This is a genomic window from Bradyrhizobium vignae, assembly GCF_004114425.1.
Lineage (GTDB): Bacteria > Pseudomonadota > Alphaproteobacteria > Rhizobiales > Xanthobacteraceae > Bradyrhizobium > Bradyrhizobium vignae.
Genome location: NZ_RDQF01000014.1, coordinates 16,372 through 34,240 on the forward strand (window position 1 = coordinate 16,372; position 17,869 = coordinate 34,240).

At 57.8% G+C, this 17,869-nt stretch carries 10 protein-coding genes; all 10 read right to left on the reverse strand.

Going from position 1 to position 17,869, the window contains the following annotated elements:
• Positions 1–1,180 precede the first annotated feature (1,180 nt).
• Positions 1,181–3,427 (reverse strand): hypothetical protein, encoded by a 2,247-nt coding sequence (locus tag EAV90_RS14215; protein ID WP_129143700.1) that lies wholly within the window; start codon positions 3,425–3,427, stop codon positions 1,181–1,183.
• A 572-nt stretch (positions 3,428–3,999) separates the two neighbouring features.
• A complete protein-coding gene (locus EAV90_RS14220; RefSeq protein ID WP_129143701.1) occupies positions 4,000–4,341 on the reverse strand; it encodes a hypothetical protein in 342 nt (113 codons plus the stop codon).
• A gap of 279 nt (positions 4,342–4,620) precedes the next feature.
• Complete coding sequence (locus EAV90_RS14225; RefSeq protein WP_129143791.1) at positions 4,621–5,862, reverse strand: cytochrome P450; 1,242 nt, start codon at positions 5,860–5,862, stop codon at positions 4,621–4,623.
• Positions 5,863–6,198: 336 nt separating this feature from the next.
• Positions 6,199–7,074, reverse strand: a complete 876-nt coding sequence (locus EAV90_RS14230; protein ID WP_129143702.1) for a pantoate--beta-alanine ligase — start codon at positions 7,072–7,074, stop codon at positions 6,199–6,201.
• A gap of 205 nt (positions 7,075–7,279) precedes the next feature.
• Positions 7,280–8,761 carry a pentapeptide repeat-containing protein gene (locus EAV90_RS14235; RefSeq protein WP_129143703.1) on the reverse strand — a complete coding sequence of 494 codons (1,482 nt, stop codon included), beginning with the start codon at positions 8,759–8,761 and terminating at the stop codon, positions 7,280–7,282.
• Between the two features lie 894 nt (positions 8,762–9,655).
• Complete coding sequence (locus EAV90_RS14240; RefSeq protein WP_129143704.1) at positions 9,656–11,380, reverse strand: dipeptide ABC transporter ATP-binding protein; 1,725 nt, start codon at positions 11,378–11,380, stop codon at positions 9,656–9,658.
• Positions 11,381–12,244 (reverse strand): ABC transporter permease, encoded by an 864-nt coding sequence (locus tag EAV90_RS14245; RefSeq protein ID WP_129143705.1) that lies wholly within the window; start codon positions 12,242–12,244, stop codon positions 11,381–11,383.
• A complete protein-coding gene (locus tag EAV90_RS14250) occupies positions 12,241–13,230 on the reverse strand; it encodes an ABC transporter permease (RefSeq protein ID WP_129143706.1) in 990 nt (329 codons plus the stop codon). The genes EAV90_RS14245 and EAV90_RS14250 overlap by 4 nt, the downstream gene beginning before the upstream one ends.
• Positions 13,202–14,890 (reverse strand): ABC transporter substrate-binding protein, encoded by a 1,689-nt coding sequence (locus EAV90_RS14255; protein ID WP_245509512.1) that lies wholly within the window; start codon positions 14,888–14,890, stop codon positions 13,202–13,204. The genes EAV90_RS14250 and EAV90_RS14255 overlap by 29 nt, the downstream gene beginning before the upstream one ends.
• Positions 14,891–14,933: 43 nt before the next feature.
• Positions 14,934–16,274: an NtaA/DmoA family FMN-dependent monooxygenase gene (locus EAV90_RS14260; RefSeq protein ID WP_129143708.1), complete on the reverse strand. Its 1,341-nt coding sequence runs from the start codon at positions 16,272–16,274 to the stop codon at positions 14,934–14,936.
• Between the last annotated feature and the right edge of the window lie 1,595 nt (positions 16,275–17,869).

The following is a 17,869-nucleotide window of genomic DNA, read 5'->3' on the forward strand; positions in this document are numbered from 1 at the left end:
CAGCGGGTCCTCCAAGCACTCAGGATAGGAGGTATCGGCTACCTGCACGCTGGCAGCGATCGGTTGCGCGGCAACTGTTGCAGCAAAAGGAGGCACCGCCGCCGTTGCAAGCGCAAAGGCGCTCGCTGTCACTAACACAGACTTTTTCATTCGAGAATCGCTTCCCTAGGTTAGCCCCAACCGTCCTCGACGGGTCTATCTGACGACGCCTTATGCGGTAAAATTGATTTTCTTGATTAGATCTATCTACGGAATGGATAAGTCTGGACATCACCGTACGGCTCAATGTTAGCCCGCTCGGAACCTCTTTGGCGGAGCCCACCGCGGTGGCATGCTGGCGGTGTAGCGGGACTGCATTCGCCAAAATTAGCCATGATCGCATATGGTTGCGGGTAGCAGCCTTTTGCCGATCCCGTCAGACTGCCCTGCCGAAGATTGAAGACGTATCGATAACGGCATCTTGGGTAGACTCCTCTCCGCGCCAGCACAGCCGCAACGGCTCGGAACTAGTCAGCTTATGGACAGCTCGGGGTCGTGGCAGAAGAGCATCTTGATGTAGAGAAGAGCTCGACCTGATCACTTGAGAAGCTCGACGCTGCAAGCAACCAGCTGACTGAACCGCCTGAACCCCTGGCCGCCATTGCAGTTGAAGCGACGCAGCTCCAACGCCACTCGGCTTGAGACGCTCGAGGAATAACGACGAGCCCCAGCATCTTTTGGGGGCCAAGGAGGCTGATGCTGGGGCCGTCGTAGCCTTATGCAAAACTAGCAAACAGGCCGCGTTGTTGTGCACCGCCCGATCCGATTCGTCAAAGCGGCCGTAATGCTCACCTCACCTGCCACCGAACCCTCCGCGATCCGCTGAGTGTTTGCGCGCCCAGTTTGCAATACAAGCGAAAGCATTGCTATGTCCGTCTCTTCCGTCTGCCATACTCAGAGCCGCGCTTCTCGCTCGAGCGCCGATATTCGCCGCTCCGCGGAATTCAGCTTGCTTGTGGGATGACGTCAACCCTCCGGGATCGAGGAGTGGCAAGCCTTCCGCGAGGCGTGCTCTCTTCCCAGGCTCGATCCTTTTGCGAGACGGAGCCTGAACGGCTCGGTGTTGCTCAGGCACTTCGCCGAGCCGATCCGAAGGCATGGACGCTGCCACCGAACGGCTCAGTGCAAGACAACCAGCTCACTAGATCCCGAGTCGAGCCATCTGCGCTGGAAGGTGCGCCGGATCGGGAAGAGGCTGCCACGTTTGGCCGGCCGCGGTGCTCAACAAGGACCTGCAGAACACAGGCGTCAGCTTGCCGCGGTGGATGACAACGTTCTCGTGGCCCTCGGCGGCTCGAGCGCTCTGCCAATGCTGATTGTATCCACGCTGTTCGTCGGACTTCACGTGGCAGGCGGCGAATTCACGATCGCCGAGCGTTGCCAATTGCCAGGCATGTACCGACCGCTTGGTATGGATGTGCACCCACATCGGGCTAGGCGTCGCACCACTGCCCAGCGCCTTGGGCTGCAGCTTGATCTCGAACAGCCTCCCTGGCTCTCCTTTCAAGGCGTGCGGTGGATCCACTGATTCCAGTTCCCCCGCCGCTCGCAACTGCTCAAGGTACCTTTGCGATGGAAATGCATAGGTCTTCGTGCAATCCAACGTGATATCTGCCTTTCGCGCCTCCAAAAAGTTGATCTGTCCCTGCGCCTCGGACCCCATCCTCTTGAGCCGTACTATTTTTTCGTGCACTTCGGGCACTTGCGAAGCCGTGAGCAGGCCACGTCGGCGAGGCTCCTCCAGCGCGGCTACACAGGCCTCGATCTCGGTAGCCTGCGTCTGCAAGCGCTTAATCACGACACCCAGGACGTGTTCGGCGTCCTCGGGCTTCATCTGGCGCGCTTGCGAGACGGCCCTTTGCTGAGCTGGCAGATTGAACTGCAGCAGTTCGTCCAGTCGCTCAAGCAACCCCGCCAATGACTTTCTGGACGGTGGAGCCTGCCACATCTGGAGGTTCCCGGTGGCAGAGGTTGACGCCCGCGCACCTGCCTCCTCCGCGGTCGCGAGTTTCTTGGTACCGAGATCGGAAAGCACGATAACCTTGCCTGCCGGTGCCGTGGAGGCATCGCGCCTGGAGAGTTGCCGCTCTGTTGGGCGGGCCGTCGAACTTCCCTCGCCTGCGGCGTCTGCGCGCCTTCCTTTACCCTTCCTACGGGCCGGACTGGCTCCGCCGAGGGCGGCGTTATCTTCCGCCAGCGCAGCCGAAGGTGGCGGTTCAATCGTGGCTGGCGTGTTCGGCTGCACTGCCAGCAGGCGCATGACCTCGTTCGCCGTAAGCCAGGCACCTTCCACGATCTCGTCCAACAACTGCAACGGAACGTCAGCTTCCGTTCCGGCCTCCCTCAGCGTGGCGACCATGGAGCTCACCCCTGATGCGAATTCCGAAAGCCGCTCCATGACGCCTTCCAAAACGGCGCGATGCTCAGCGTCGAGCACGGCCCCATCGCTGTACAGAACGGCCTCGGCCGTCGAGACGAACGCCGGAAAAACATCCTCGATAAAGGTCCCGAGCAGACGCACGCGGCCGTTGTCGTCCATGAGGGCGTCGCGCACATCTGTGTTGAGCGTGCTCACTCGTGCATCAATCAAGAGCTGTGTGAGAGCGATCCGCGATTGCAGATACATGCACTTCGTGTTGAGCGCCCAGCCGGTCTGATGTCGTAGTCCGGCCTCTTCGGCCTTGCGCACCTCAGGCGTGCTGCTTGGCAAATCGGCAGTCGCCGCGCAGACCGACTGCATGCACTCAAAGCGCAACGCCTTCTTTCCCCACCACTCCATGCAGGCCATATAGCGGGCCGCTACACTTGCAAATATCTCGCTCAGTTGGGCGGGCGTGGCGCTGTCTTTGATCTTAGCGAGCACGCGTTCCGCTTTCCTTCTGTCCGCCTCCAGCTGGTAGATAATCTTGGTGGCCTCAACGTTAGATTTGTCGCCCGCTTCCAGTGTGTCATGGCGGAGCCGGCGAGCCCGATCATCAGGCAGAATGCGACGGGCCAGATCGAAGGGCAAACTCGCATAGTACTCCAGAATTGTCGCGCCTGCTTTGACTTCTTGGTCGAGCAGCTCTTGCTTCTCTGGCACGTTGCGGGCGTGCGTGGCCGCTCGACGAGACCTTTCAAGCTCCTCAAACAAGTTGCCTAATTTTCGCTTTGCTGCCTTGATCTCGTCCCGCGTAGGCGCCGCCACGTCCGAAGTTGGTGGCGGGTTCGCAAGCGCGACAGCTCTATTTTGAGATCCGGAGCGCATCCGCTCGATGGCGGCGTCAAAGGATTGACCGCCTTCCGGCGGGAAGAGGCAAGCTTCCGGGCTCGAACGGCTCAATTGCTCGGTGCGGTCGGCTCCTGCAGCGCCAACCTGCGATGTGCCAGCTCGGCCAATGCCCGTCATGTTTATCTCCGATAAGTCCAGAATGCCAGCCTGTCTGGATAGACCGTCTGGCTGACGAGTAGCTGACCAAGAGCGTTCTTGGATCCGCAAGAAGGCCGATGTCGGCTTGGCTTTGATCGCAGCTCTCGTGTTGGTGAAGAGAGCGAGGCGGGAAACTGGGCCAGTTGCGCATAATCAGCTGAGACTTGATCGCGGCCGAAGTACCCTCGCGGCGAGGCGATCCCGGAGAAGTCCTGTGCCTGTTGTGGGTGGTTCTGCCTACGCGAACTTTGGGCCAAGTCATCCAGAGTCTAGAGAGCAACAGGGAACGCTCCCCTCCTGAACGGCGGATTGTGGTCGCGCAGAAATGGCTCCCGATCGGAGACCCTCAGGTCGCTGCATGCGTCCCGCTACCGATGGGGCACCTCGACTGGAGAGCTTACGAAACCAGCGGCCATAAACCGATCCGACGAGACGGTGAACGGCGATAGGCAAGGACATTTCTCCCTCCAAACGCAGACTCGATTGCACAACTTCCTTTGGAGCTCCATTTCGCGAAAGCCGGCGCCCATCCAGACCCGGTCAGCTCACCCCTATAGCAATATGGCAGCGAGCACACCGAACGCGCCGAGCACCAGCCCAATCAGCGAACCGGTCGTCGGCACGTCTGTGAAGAGCAGAACCGTGAGTACAGGCTCCGCGACCAGGATAGCTCCCACGGATATCGCGACAATGATCCAGATATTCAGATACATGTAGCTCAGGGCGTATCCGAAAACGAGGAGAATGCCACCGAAGGATATCAACACAAACATCGGCAATAGCATTGCCCAATCGCCGCCGGTCTTTCCAAATTGCCTTGAGGCAATCAGCTCGGCGAGTATCGAAAGCGCTTCTCCGAGGAAAATCGCTGTCACGGCTGCAATCTTCAACATCAAGTTCGTCGGCCTCTACGGTTCCGGTCAAAGCAGCCGGGAGACCAGGCATCAGAATTACCGTTAGGGTTGCCCTTTGGTCTATCAGGCGCTTGCAAGCGGTTCGCGCGCTATCGCTCCTCACGGCACTTCAAAAGTCTGCCGGCTGATGACTAGATCCCGACATGCAGCGATTGTTTGGCGTCGATCAGACCATCTTCGCTGCTTGCAGACGCGAAGATTGTTTGGAACGAGCCCAACCACACCGCGCGCCGGCTCCCCAGGCCGGAGCCATCAGGTCTATGCTGCAATCCGCACGGGGAGAGCGGAATAGCCGTGCACGAAGTTAGACGCAATCCGCTCGGGTTCGCCGACGACCTCGAACCACAGTTCCGCAGACAAAATCTCTTCCCAGAGGACTCTCAACTGCAGTTGCGCAAGATGTCGACCGAGACAGCGATGGATGCCGAATCCAAAAGAGAGATGCTGGCTCACATTTTTGCGATCGATCATGAAATTGTTGGCGTTCTCGATGATCTCTTCGTCCCTGTTACCGGAAATGTACCACATGACGACCTTGTCGCCTTTCCTGATCTGTTTTCCGCCTACGATGCTGTCGATCGCGGCTGTACGGCGCATGTGTGCAATTGGCGTCTGATACCGAATAATCTCGGACACCGCGCTCGAGATCAGCTTGGGATTGTCAATTAGCTTTCGCAGCTCGGAGGGGAACTGATTCATGAACAGGAGGCCGCCGGTAATTGAGTTGCGTGTGGTGTCATTGCCCCCAACGATCAGCAGAATCAGATTTCCGAGAAACTCACTCGGCTCCATCTGGCGTGTGGCAGGCGAATGCGCCATCAAGGAAATCAAGTCGAGGCGCGGCTCGGCTTTGATGCGCTCGTTCCAAAGCCGTGTGAAATAGTCTAGGCACTCGGATAAGATGGTGCTTCGCTTGTCCCAGCTGTCGATCGCGTGGCCCGCTTTCGGAGCCGTAACAGCGACGTCTGACCAATAAGTCAGCAGTCGCCGATCCTCAAATGGAAAATCGAACAGCGTGGCGAGCATTTGCGTCGTCAACTCTATGGAGACCATCTCCACCCAGTTGAAGGCCTCATTCCGGGGCAAGCCCGCGAGAATCGTTCTGACGCGAGACCGGATCAAGCTTTCGAGCTTCGTCAAGTTTCCCGGCCCGACGATCGGGCTGACGGTATTGCGCTGCTCGGCGTGCTTGGGCGGCCCCATTTTGATGAAACTCGGGGTGCAATGCTCGCCAGGCACGTCGACAATAGTGACACCTTGGTCTGACGAGAACGCTTTGTGGTTTGTGTCTACGGCTACGATATCTCGGTACTTCGTTATGGACCAATATGGACCATTCGCGCTGTCTTGACAGTAGTGAACGGGATCTTCCTTTCGCAACCGCTCGAAGCAGGCCCATATGCTGTCGTCCTGAAAGCGCTCGCCCTCACTTACATCCAGCTTGCCCAGCGGGATAACACACGACTCCTCAGTCCTATAATCTTCCGATCGCCTTGTCATCATCATCTCTGCACATTCTGCGCTCGCGAGTTTACGGTGCGGCGCAATTCATCGGTTCGAGCTGCCGCGGCGCTCGGCTGCGACAGGCCGCTCGACCAGGCTACCTCACAGTGCAGCTAGCCTCGCCCTACCATGTCGGGCAGTAAGGATCGCATTGACTTTCCAAGTCGATCTACTCAATGGATCAGTGAGAGCTCTCAGCGTCAGTTAGAGATGGCTATGCGCTGGAGGCAGCATCAAGGCGAATGCACCTTCATAAGGTGCTCCCCCGCCTTCGGATACGACCGGAGCGGACAGCTTTCTCAACGTCATGGCTGAACGATCGTCGGGCTAGGATTATTCAGGCAGATCGATCCAGATATCCGAAGGACCCCGCACGAGGGTATCCTGATCTGGAACGTAGATATTATCGAAAATCCTGAGACCATGAGCCGTTGCCGCTCCAAAAATTATGAAAGGGAGCTTGACTTGCTCCAGGTCTTCGAAATTGTCAGCGCTGACGATTCGAACAAACTCAAGTTTAAAGTGTCGGAACTTGATCTGGGATGTGGCCGACGCGACCAGATCGTTCACCTTAGATAGCCCTTGGGCGATCTCTTTCCTCGAGTGGTTGAGTGCCGTGAAAAGGCACGACAGCTCATCAAGGTCGGAACGGCTAAATCGCCTCAAGCGCGACGAAATGGGCACTCCGTTCTTATATCTCACGGTCGGCACAAACCTTATCTCGCAATCCAGAAGGAGGTCTGCGACGGCGCGCTTCACCAAGATCGCCTGACCGATATCTTTCAGGCCGAAATAGCTGCGAGTTGGCCTCGCATAGCAGATCCAGCGGACTGCCCCGGTAACGGCTTCCTTCAAATACGCATCGCGCCCCCCTAAGCGCAAATCACAGTCGCCTTGCGATACAAGGGTACGATAGCCAGGCGGAAACATTTCGGTGTCGCTGGACGAAATCACAGCAGTTGCTCCCGAACGCAATGCAAGTCCAATATCCTCGTCCAAGTTGAAATCGTAGCTCCCGCCTGGCCTAAGCTGGATTTTGTTCGGGTAGACTGTGACGATCGCGACGTCATTCTCCGATGCCGCCCTTCTGATCAGTTCTGCATGCCCAAGATGCAGGGCGCCGAGAGTATGTACGGTCCCGATAGTCTGCCCTGTTCTCGCCACCTCCCGGATGAACGCTTTACCTGCGGAAAGACATGCAAAATGCATTTTCCTACTCCAGTCTCTTTGAACGCAAAAAGAGCGATTCGATAGGTCGGATCGCGCAGAAGGTCTGCCCTGCCTCTCGTATGTGCCTGCAAAGCCACCGAACCCCATTGCGCTTTAGCGCTCGCTCACGGCTCGAACGACCGGCCAGACATGTCCTAAGCTCACCGACACTGCATTCCCTGCTATTTTTCAGTCTCCGAAGCCGTCAGGTGGACCCTTCTCGACCCCGTCTGATCAACGACGAGAATTCAGTAAGATAGCTTGATGGCTCGTGTGGCTCATCCCCCTTCAGAGCGGCCTGTAGGCCCGGACATCGGTCTGCAAAGAACGGTGGCTCGAATGTGGTTATCTTAGCGCCCGAAAAGTCCACCTTTACGAAGCTGGCCTGGAATGGCGACATCCCCCTCAGGTTCGCCTCGCGCAAGGACGATTGGTTCATGCGAACGTACGCGGCCCGTGTTGCCTCCAGATTGGTTCCCGTCATTCCAGCTGCGAGATAGGCCTGAACGAGATTCGCCCCTTCGAGATTCGCCTCATCCAGGGCCATTGATTGCGGGGGATCACCGCTGATCATCGACCTGTAGAGATAAGCATTGGATAGGTCTGCGCGTTCGAGATCGCAGTCGCGCACAAAGGCACAGCGGCCACGAAAGCCCGCTAATTTGGCAGCTCGCATTGTGCTCTCTGTTATCGAAATGCATTCGCCTGATGCCAGCGACAGGTCCGCTCCGTCGAGCTGGCAGGAATGAATGGATGCACCGTTGAGCACGGCACCGGCGAGGTTTGCGTTGGACAAGCTTACGGACAAAAGTCGCGCCTGGCTCAAGTCTGCCTGCTCAAACTCCGCATTTGGAAAATTTGACAAGTGAATATCAGCAAAGGGCGCGCTTATGCCTCTCGCTGCAATGCGGCCGCTTACCTTTGAGAGTCTCAGATACGGAAGATGAGCGCCTTCCAGGACCAGACCATCGACCGAGGTGGGACGCACAATTGATAAACCATTCCCCTTTGAATGGAAGAACGAGCAGGATGCCAGATGTGCTTTCGTGATCGTGAGTTGGCTCAACTTGGCAAAGCGGAAGGAAGCCGAAGGAAGGAAACATTCATTGATGGTCGAACCCAGTAGCTCCGCGCCATCGAATACAGCATCACTCGCGTCGCATTGGTAAGCGAGAAGCCCGCTGAGCATGGCGTTATCAAAGCGCGTCCTTTTCATGCTGCAACCGTGAAACAGGCTTCCTGTTGCATCAATGACATTGCGTAGACTGGCATCATCGAAGTTGCAGACCTGCGCTGCAATCGCATGCATATACGCAAAATCGAGCTTGGCCCCGAGGAAACTTGCCCTCTCTAGCCCCGGACAGATAAGATTCGCCCCAGAAAGGTCTGCCCGATCCAACTTTGCTCCGTAGAGCTGCGCACGATTGAGGGTACAGCGTCGCAACGGGAAATCTGACAAGTCATGACCGTTAAAGTTCTCGGAGGATAGCTGCAAGCCAATCCCGGTCCTTCTGATCGCCTCTTCGGTTCGCCTCCCGACCGCGGCCACCGCGCGCAGCCGATCGGGAGCTCGGCTCCAGTACCGAACAAAGTCGCCATCTGATGCAAAATTGTGTTTCCGATCTGACCAGTGCTCTGCCCCTTCATTCGCGGTGCACTCGCTATCAGCGCCGATCGTTTGCGACATCACGACGATTCCGTATTGCCCGGATTAGGGGGCCTGTTATTGACCTCTTTTTGCTCCGCCTTGGAGGTACGCTATGCGACCGGCGGCGAACTCGTCGGAGAAATGGCGACACAACGCCTCGATGAGGCGCCTATTGTGCCGGCGACCGCCGCAGCCGGCGCGCTTGAGCGCGTCAGCCGAATTCTACTCATGCGCCCCCCGCTGCCGCTCGCTGAGATTGTTCACCGAGCCGGGCAACGCTGACAACACCGGTCGTTCGACAGTGCCGATATGTCCAGTAGTTGCGGTTTGTCTCGTCGGCTCTTATAGGCAAATCCAAATCGCTCTCCATCAAACCGAATGCGAAAACTTCAAGGCATTGCTTCTTTTTCGGAATGAACCCACGGCTTCCCGGCGGAAAAGTGATCGTTCACAGGGCTGAAGTCAGCCCTACTCGGTGTTACCTCATCCGATAGCAATGACCGTGCCAGCCGCATCAGTCGCAATTAAGGGCTGAATAGGCGCCATGAAATCGATACTGACGCCGAATGTTTTGAACCTGACAAACACGCTCTCGTTGTCAGGGACCGCACCATGATCGCAACGCTATCGTCAAAGCCAAGATTGCGAGCTCGTCTGTAGGAGCACAGGAGCCGGGCCTCCGTGCGGGCACGCAATCGATGACTTGCAATCCGACATTTGCGGACCTCCCCGACCTCACGGCTAGCGAATGTTCGAACTCGGCTCGCCCTGCTCCGCGCGCCGGCCGGTCCCTCTAGTGTTAACCCGTGCCACAGATTGTCCTCGACGAGCGATGAACGAGCGCGCAATCGTGACCAAATCGGCGCGCACAGGCGAATGCCCCCGCGATCGGACATAGACAACTTTATGATGCGGATCGAATTCGGAAGGAATTCATGCGATGCCTTCTTCCAGGATCGTAGCTGAATGACCTATCTGGTGGTCCCGCACAAGTTGCGGCATGGCGGCGATGAGGCTCTTGGTATATTCAGACTGTGGATTGCGAAATATCTCGTCAGTGGCGCCACTATCGACGATGCTCCCCCGGCGCATAACCATGATGCGATCGCTGATGTGACGAACAACACTGAGATCATGCGAGATGAAGAGATAACTTACGCCGAGGTGGTCCTTCAGATAACCGAGCAGGTCCAAGACCTGGGCCTGGATCGAGACGTCGAGCGCCGAAACCGGCTCATCGCAGACGATTACAGCCGGATTTGGTGCGATCGCGCGGGCGATCGCAACGCGCTGGCGCTGACCACCCGAGAGCTCGAGCGGTCGTCGGTCCAGTAAGGCCTGGGATAGTCCGACCATGTCGAGCAGCTCGATAACGCGCTCCTGCCGCTTGCGCGGTGTCTCAACGTCGCTCGAAAGGCTGTCGGATATGATGCGTTCGACCGTCCAACGTGGATCAAACGAGCTAAGAGGATCCTGGTAAATGAGCGATATCAACCGCCGCCGAGCCCGCCGTTCGCGCTCGGCGAGCGTGGTCCAAGGCCGGCCTGCAAACCGAACGGCTCCCTCGTCAGGCTCGTCGAGCGCCAGGACCATGCGCGCCATCGTTGACTTTCCTGATCCGGACTCACCCACGACGCCCAAAGTCTCGCCGGATCGCAGTTCGAAGGAGACGCCGTCCACAGCCGGCCGTAAAGTGCCATCCGGGCCCTTAAAGCGCTTCACCAGACTTGTCGCTTCGAGCAGGATGGGACGAGAGTTCGGCGGCGATTGCACGGCTGGCTGCGTCTGCCGGGCAGGCGAACGCACAATGGTCGATGGTGAGAGGCGTGAGCCGCGCGGCCGGCCTGATGGCACAGCGTCCAGCAGCTGCTTAGTATAGGGGTGCCCCGGATCTCTGAATATTTGGACGGGGTTACCACGTTCGACGACCTCGCCTCCTCGCATGACGAGGATCTCATCCGCCACGCGGGAGACCACTGCCAGATCGTGACTGATCAGGATCAGACCCTTGCCCCTCGTTTTGGTCTCCTCAAGGAGTGACAGCACATGAGCTTGCGCTGTCACATCGAGAGCGGTCGTTGGCTCGTCGGCGATCAGGATGCGCGGATCGAGCGCAAGTGCCGAAGCGATGAGAGCCCGTTGACGCTGGCCGCCGGACAATTGATGCGGCAGCTGCTCAGCCTTGGTCTCGGGGTCAGGGACACCGACAAGCTTAAGGAGAGCAATGACGCGCTGCGCGAGCTCCTCGCGTGATGATACCGCACGGTGGAGGCGCAGGCCTTCACCAATCTCTTTGCCGATCCGGCGAAGCGGGTCAAGCGAGACGAGTGCATCCTGTAATACAAAGCCAATCTCGTTGCCGCGGATGCGCCGCCAGGCACGATCGCTAAGTCCCATCAGGTCCGTCCCGTCCAAGCTTAGCTGGCGCGCATGGACATTGGCGTGGCGACCAGCGAGGCCTATGAGAGCCCGCGCAGTCACGCTCTTGCCCGAGCCGGATTCACCGACAATCGCAAGACACTGTCCTGGTCGGAGGGAGAAGGATATACTACGCACAACCGTTTTCTCGTCGATGCCGCGCCCGAAGGAAACACGCAGCGAATCGACCGTGAGGAGGTCTGCCTGCTGCGAGATAGGCTTGGGACGAAGCTGCAACATTCACCTTTTTCCTTCCAGACGGTCCTGTAGATGGCGCCCGACGATGGTGACGCTGAGGGCAAAGGCCGTCACGGCCAGACCGGGTATGATCTCCAGCCACCAGGCGTAGATCACATAATTCCGCCCGGCATTGAGCAACGCGCCCCATTCAGGGGCCGGGGGAGCGACGCCAAGACCTAGAAAGGCAAGACCGGAGGCCCAGATAATCGCCTGCCCCACGCCGATCGTCATCATTGCTGTTAGCGGGTTCATGGCGTTCGGAAAAATATGCCTCCACACGATACGGGGAAATGGATGGCCCTGCACCTTGGCGGCCTCCACATACCCTGCCCCCTTGATGGAGAGCATCTGGCCTCTGATCATGCGCGCATAGCCTGGCGCTGTGCCGATTCCGACAGCTATGACTTCAGTCAATACAGATGGCCCAAAAACGCTCACAAACACGAGGGCGAGCAAGAGCGTGGGAATTGCGAAAAGCACGTCGACAATCCGGCTGAGGATGCTGTCGAATACGCCACCAGAAAGTGCGGCGGCGGCGCCGAAAACCATCGCAATGGACATGCTCAGCGCCGTCGCACCAAGTCCGATGGCCAGGGATTGGGCTGCCCCCTCGACTACTCGAGAGTAAAGATCTCGACCCAGTTGATCAGTTCCGAACCAATGGGCGATCGACGGAGACTGCAATGACGATCTCAAATCAATAGCGAGCGGATCGTGCGTCTGCAGCACCTTTGGCGCCATAGCCGCGAGGGCAAAGAGGCCAATGATGATGAGACAGACGGCAACTCGGAAGGGAACATGGCGGACGATTGCCAGGACTTCTTTGAACGGCCGAGACACGGTGACTTCGGCGAACATGCTCATCTCAACTTGATCCTCGGATCGACCACCCGGTAAGTCAGATCGACAATCACACTGACCACAGCGAATAGGCCCGCAGAGATCAAAACAGCTCCCGAGACAATCGGAACATCTCTCGAGGACGTTGCAGCGACAAGGACTCCACCCAGGCCTTGACGGGCGAAAACCACCTCGATCAAAATCGCGCCCGAAAGAAGTTTGCCGAGCGCCCAACCTGATAAAGTAATGCCGGGCAATGCAGCGTGGCGGAGGACATGGCGAAGCCTGACGCCGAAATCGCTCATACCTCGGGCGCGCGCCGACGTAACGAACGGCTGCTCGAGCACGCGCGTGAACTCGTTCTGAACGACTTGTCCGAAAAAGCCAGACAGTTCAAGGGCCAACGCAAGTGTCGGCAGAACGAGCCCGATCGGCGAATTTCCACCGATGACCGGAAAAATGCGCAGCTTTACCGCAAAGACAACCAGCAGAATTGTGGCTAGCCAGTAAGGCGGCACAGTTGCCAAAAAGACTTGCATGTCATTGAGCAGCTTCGACCATATGTTGTCTCTGCCGGCGATGAACAAGGTTGTCAGGATTGCGATAATCCATGCGATCAGCAGCCCGGCGATCGCCAGAACAATCGTGGGGCCAATCTGTTCCGCGATGATCCCTGCGACAGGCCGATGCTGCTGGTACGATTCGCCAAGGTCTCCATGCAGGATTCGCAATATGTACTTGCCGTACTGAACCGCGAGCGGTTGATCAAAGCCGTATTTAGCATTGATCGCTGCAAGCTCTGCCGACGACGCCGCCCCGACGTTGCCACTCGTCACATTGATGATGATCTGGGCGCGATCTCCAGGCAGCACACACTGAATCAGGAACGCAAACGTTGCGGCAGCCCAGACCACGGCCACGCCTGACAGTATTCGGCGCGCGAACCAAACAATGGGACGATGGGCTACTATCTTCACGGCGTCATTTCTTGTCGTCAAAATGAGCATCATAGAAGACAGGTTCTCCAACTGACCCGCGGTCCAGCCAAACGTCTTTCAGGTTCGGCTTGGTCGCCAAAGTTACGTCCAGCACCGTGAGGCCAATCACGGGAGCCTCATCAACGATCCTACGTTCCGCCTGCTGGTAGAGGTCCGTACGTTCAGCCCCATTGAAATTCTGCTCCGCTTTTTGAATGACGTCCCAAAGCGTCAGATCCTGGTAGCGTGAAGGATTGAAGCGATTGGACTCGCCATTCTGGTCCGGTTTCCACGAGATCCGGAATATCTCGGCGCCGGGGGCAACCCAATAGAGGAGAACGACCTCATAATCATCGGGTCCGAGGTTTTTTCCGGCGAAGAAATCAGCGGGATTGGTGGGCTGAAGACGTACGTCAAAACCGGCCGCCCTTGCCTGCTGCTGGATAACTTGCAAGGCTTGCTCGCCATCTGGCTTCAGAAAAGCGTTCGAATAGGAAATGCGCACGATAAGCGGGTTGCCGTTCTTCACACGAACGCCGCTAGGATTACGCTCAGTCCAACCCGCCTGATCAAGCAGCTGATTGGCTTTCCGAATATCGTACGCATAGGAGCGCCCGAGCTCATGCAGGTATTCCGGCGAGCTCTGACTTAGCGCGCCGTTGCCTTCAAATGGCAAAGAGCCAAGGAAGGATGTGTCGACCGCGGCCTTTCGGTTAGTAGAATAGGCAAAGGCCTTGCGGACGAGCACGTCGTCAAATGGAGGCCGGGCCGTGTACAACGCCAGGCGCAGGGGGGTGCCGCCGGTCAGGTGCCGCAATACTGGAAAGCGGGAATTTGCGTCTTTCCATGCCACAGCCGGGATGTCGTATATGGCATCGGTCTCCCCCGTGATCAGCGAGCCGTATCGGACAGTCTGATCTGGCAGAAACTTCCAGCTAATCCCGTCAACGTAAGCCGGCCCCTGATGTTTGGCGGTGGCCGGTGCTGAATTGTAGTCGGGATTGCGGCGAAAGGTGACTTCTTGCCCGTGACGCCACTTGTCAACAATGAATGGACCTGAACCGACAGGGTTCTCGCAATTCACCGCAAGTCCACGTTTCAGGGCCGATGGAGAGAGGATGCCTTGTGAGGATTGAGCGAACACGTTCAGCAAGGGCTGGAACGGCACCTTCAATTTTATCTGCAACCTCAGAGGAGCGATTGCCCTTGCCGATTCGAAGCTATCGCTAAGATAAGGAGCGGCAGTCGGATTACGAAGATCGGGGTCGTTGCTGAGCCATCCGTTGATATTGTCAGCGATGGCCTGCGCATCGAGAGGAGTCCCATCCGTGAACTTCACATTGGGCTTTATCTCAAATGTGTATACCTTTTTGTCGTCGGAGATTGTCCATGACTCGGCCAACCATGGCACAATCTCGCCATTCTCGCTGCGGGCAACCAGATTATCGCTGTACTGGCGTTGCAGATACCATTGCTGCACCCACCCTCCGAACAGGCACGGCGGCTCTTGAAAATGCCCGTAACGAATAACGCCTCCTGGCTTGACGTTGCCGGCCGGCGCCTCTTGTGCATGGCCGCTCGGCGCAAACTGTGACAGGCTTTGGAGCACGAACAGGCCAGCCACCACTTTTCTTCCGCGATGGTTCGACTGGCAGGTGAAACGCCTCGATGATTGCGCATTCGATAACGACATATCCAAGCTCCAGGGCAATAAATGCGGACGCGAGAATGCAGTGTCAGACCGCCGACCTACTCGCCGTTCTTTCCGGTTCGATGTGAAGGGGAATTCCCAAATGCTCGCGCAATGTCTCTCCCCGATACTCTGTGCGAAACAGACCGCGCTTCTGGAGGAGGGGCACGACATGGTCGACAAAGGCCGCAGTGCCATCGGCCAGCACGTCCGGAATGATGTTGAAACCATCGACCGCGCCAGCGCGGAACCAAGCCTCAATTGACTGAGCGATCTGCTCGGGCGAGCCCACGACCAAGCGGTGGCCAAAAGCTTGAACGCTGCTGATGATCTCGCGAACCGTCCGGCCTTGACGCGCCAGAGTTTCGATCGTGCGATGGTGCCCCACAGAAAACGGAACTGTATCCGCATCGGGCAAGATCTCTTCCGGGATAGGCCTTTCGAGGCTGAGCTTCTCGACCGCCACTCCCATGCTTCGTGCAAGAGCGGCGGTGGCGCGCTCCAGATCGATCAACTCGTCAAGTTGCTCTTTGCGACGAGCCGCCTCTTCTTCGGTTCCGCCGATGCAGGTGACAAGACCTGGGAGGATGAGCGGAGCCGCAGGGCGGCCGAATTGACGAGAGAGAGCACGCAGGCGCTCGGCCTCCTGGAGCGCGGTTGTCAAGTCTCCGGCTGCCGCAAACACGACATCTGCACTGCGGGCACCAAGCCGTAATCCGGGATCCGAGCCGCCCGCTTGAACGATGACTGGATGGCCTTGAGGCGAAGCGGGATGTGTAAGTGGGCCTCGGATGCCAAAACTATTCGTATCAGGGTCGAGCAGCCGGAATTGACTCTGATCTGCGTAAACTCCCGCAGCCTGATCGGCGATGATCATCTCGCCACTCCAGCTCAGCCAGAGAGCACGGACGGTTTCAACAAAGTCCTCGGCGCGTCGGTAGCGATCCGCTCGTGCGACCTCCTGACCGCCAAAGTTCGCCACCGTCGCAGGGCTCGACGTCGTGACCGCGTTCCACGCGGCGCGGCCACCGCTAATGACATCGAGCGATTGGAAACGCCGAGCGAGATTGTATGGCTCATTGTAGGTTGTCGATGCGGTGGCGATCAGCCCAATCCGCTCCGTTTCGCGTGCAATCACAGTGAGAACCAGCGTAGGTTCGAGCCCATTGAGCGGCGGCTGGTGCGTAATGTCGGAATTGATCGCGGGGGTATCGGCGAGGAATACGGCATCCAGCAGACCGTGCTCCGCAAGCTTCGCAGCCCGGACGTAGTGCTCGATATCAAAGAACGCGCTTGGATTTGTGCCCGGCCAGCGCCACGCGGCAGAGTGACCGCCAGCACCGTGGAGATTTAGGCCGATATGGAGCATAGGACTGACCGAAGACATCACACCCCCGAATGCAGCGGCCTCTTAGCCGACTTGATACATCTTGAAACTCCGACCTTCGCCAGCGGTCTCGGCGACCATCCTGCCCCTTCTCGAAGGTCCGCCCTGAATGCCCGCGAACAGACATGTTGAGGAGACTAACAACAAGCCACTCATTGGTGTGAGAGGGATATCACCAAAGACATCCTGGCTACCTCTTGGCACCTTCTCGCAGCGGGGCGAGGCGCAGGAGGCCTTCGACCACGACCATGCCCACTGGCGCACAGGTGCGTTAAACTCGATTTCCTCGCTGAGCTGTTTCAAAACGGGTGCCTTCATATTGGCTCTGCACAGCTCATCAAGATGCCCCGCCACTTCTCTGGAAAGCATTTTGGACGCCTCTTCGCGATCACAAAACGCCTGGACTCCGTCGCCGATGCGAGCGCGGGTCGCGAAAGAATGTGTAGAGGTTGAAAGCAGCCAAACGCAATAGTTGAGTATTCCAATCTACTCTCCTCACTTGGCATCCTCTTCTCTCGCGAGTCTCTATCCTCTTCGTTCAAGAGGCTGGTCGCCGATCAGGCTCACGGATGACACCGATGCCTACGATCGCACCGGCTTCAATTTGGAGGATGGGCACGGAACCGAGCGACATGAATTGATGCATTCGAGAACACATCAGACATTCGGCGCGACAATGTTGATCAGCAGCTTAGCTGCCGACTTTGGCAAATAAGCGCAGCCGGCAAGCTTGCACTCGGAAACTATCTAATAATGCGATGAAACACTCGAAATTCGCGATGCTCCTTGTAAGATAAGGCCCGGCTGATTGGGAAAGGCCGGGCCAGCATTTGTCGGCGACTATGTACCCAGTTGTCCGGATCTCTGCATGCACTTTAAGGAGGGCCAAATTCGAGGAGGTGGTGACGAGACTTCATAGTCAGGAACGGAAGCGGTCGTGATATTAGCCGGGGGCCGCGGCGCCAGTGATGCACCGATGAAACGCGAAAGCGTGACCTGCCTCGCAATACGGTCAGTGGATTGGTCTGCGCCTGCATACGAGCACCGCTGGGCAGGACGCATGTAGCCGCGGGCACCCCAATGTCCGCGATCGTCCCCCAGCCGCCTGAAACGGATTGCCGATGCGGTCCCGGAATCGAATGCTTGGCGCAAGCCGAACCCCGCCTCTTCACAGAGCAACTTGGCAAGAGCCATCGAGCCCGGCATCTGGCGTGTGTCGAGACGTAACGGGGATGTTTGTGGCGGCCATGGCGCCAAGCGGCGATCAACGTGTAGAAAGCGCCGACAGAGCAGGCCCCTTCGCTAGCGGATTGTCGAACTCGGCGCATTCTTGGCGATGAGACACGCGCTTCGTCTAGCGCATTTTGGCAAATAGCCGATGCTGGATTTGCAATCCCCCAAGCAGCAAGGCAATCCGCGGCATACCGAATGCTGCGCTCCCTCTCTTGCGACTACCTGCTCCCGCATCTGAAGGGCAGACAGAATGACGGCATACTCGATGGTGTTACAAGACTTACGCGCAGCCAATCCTGGTGGCCGGATTGGAGATAACCACGACCGCAGGATGCGTTGCCCGATGCTCTTATGCCCTCCAG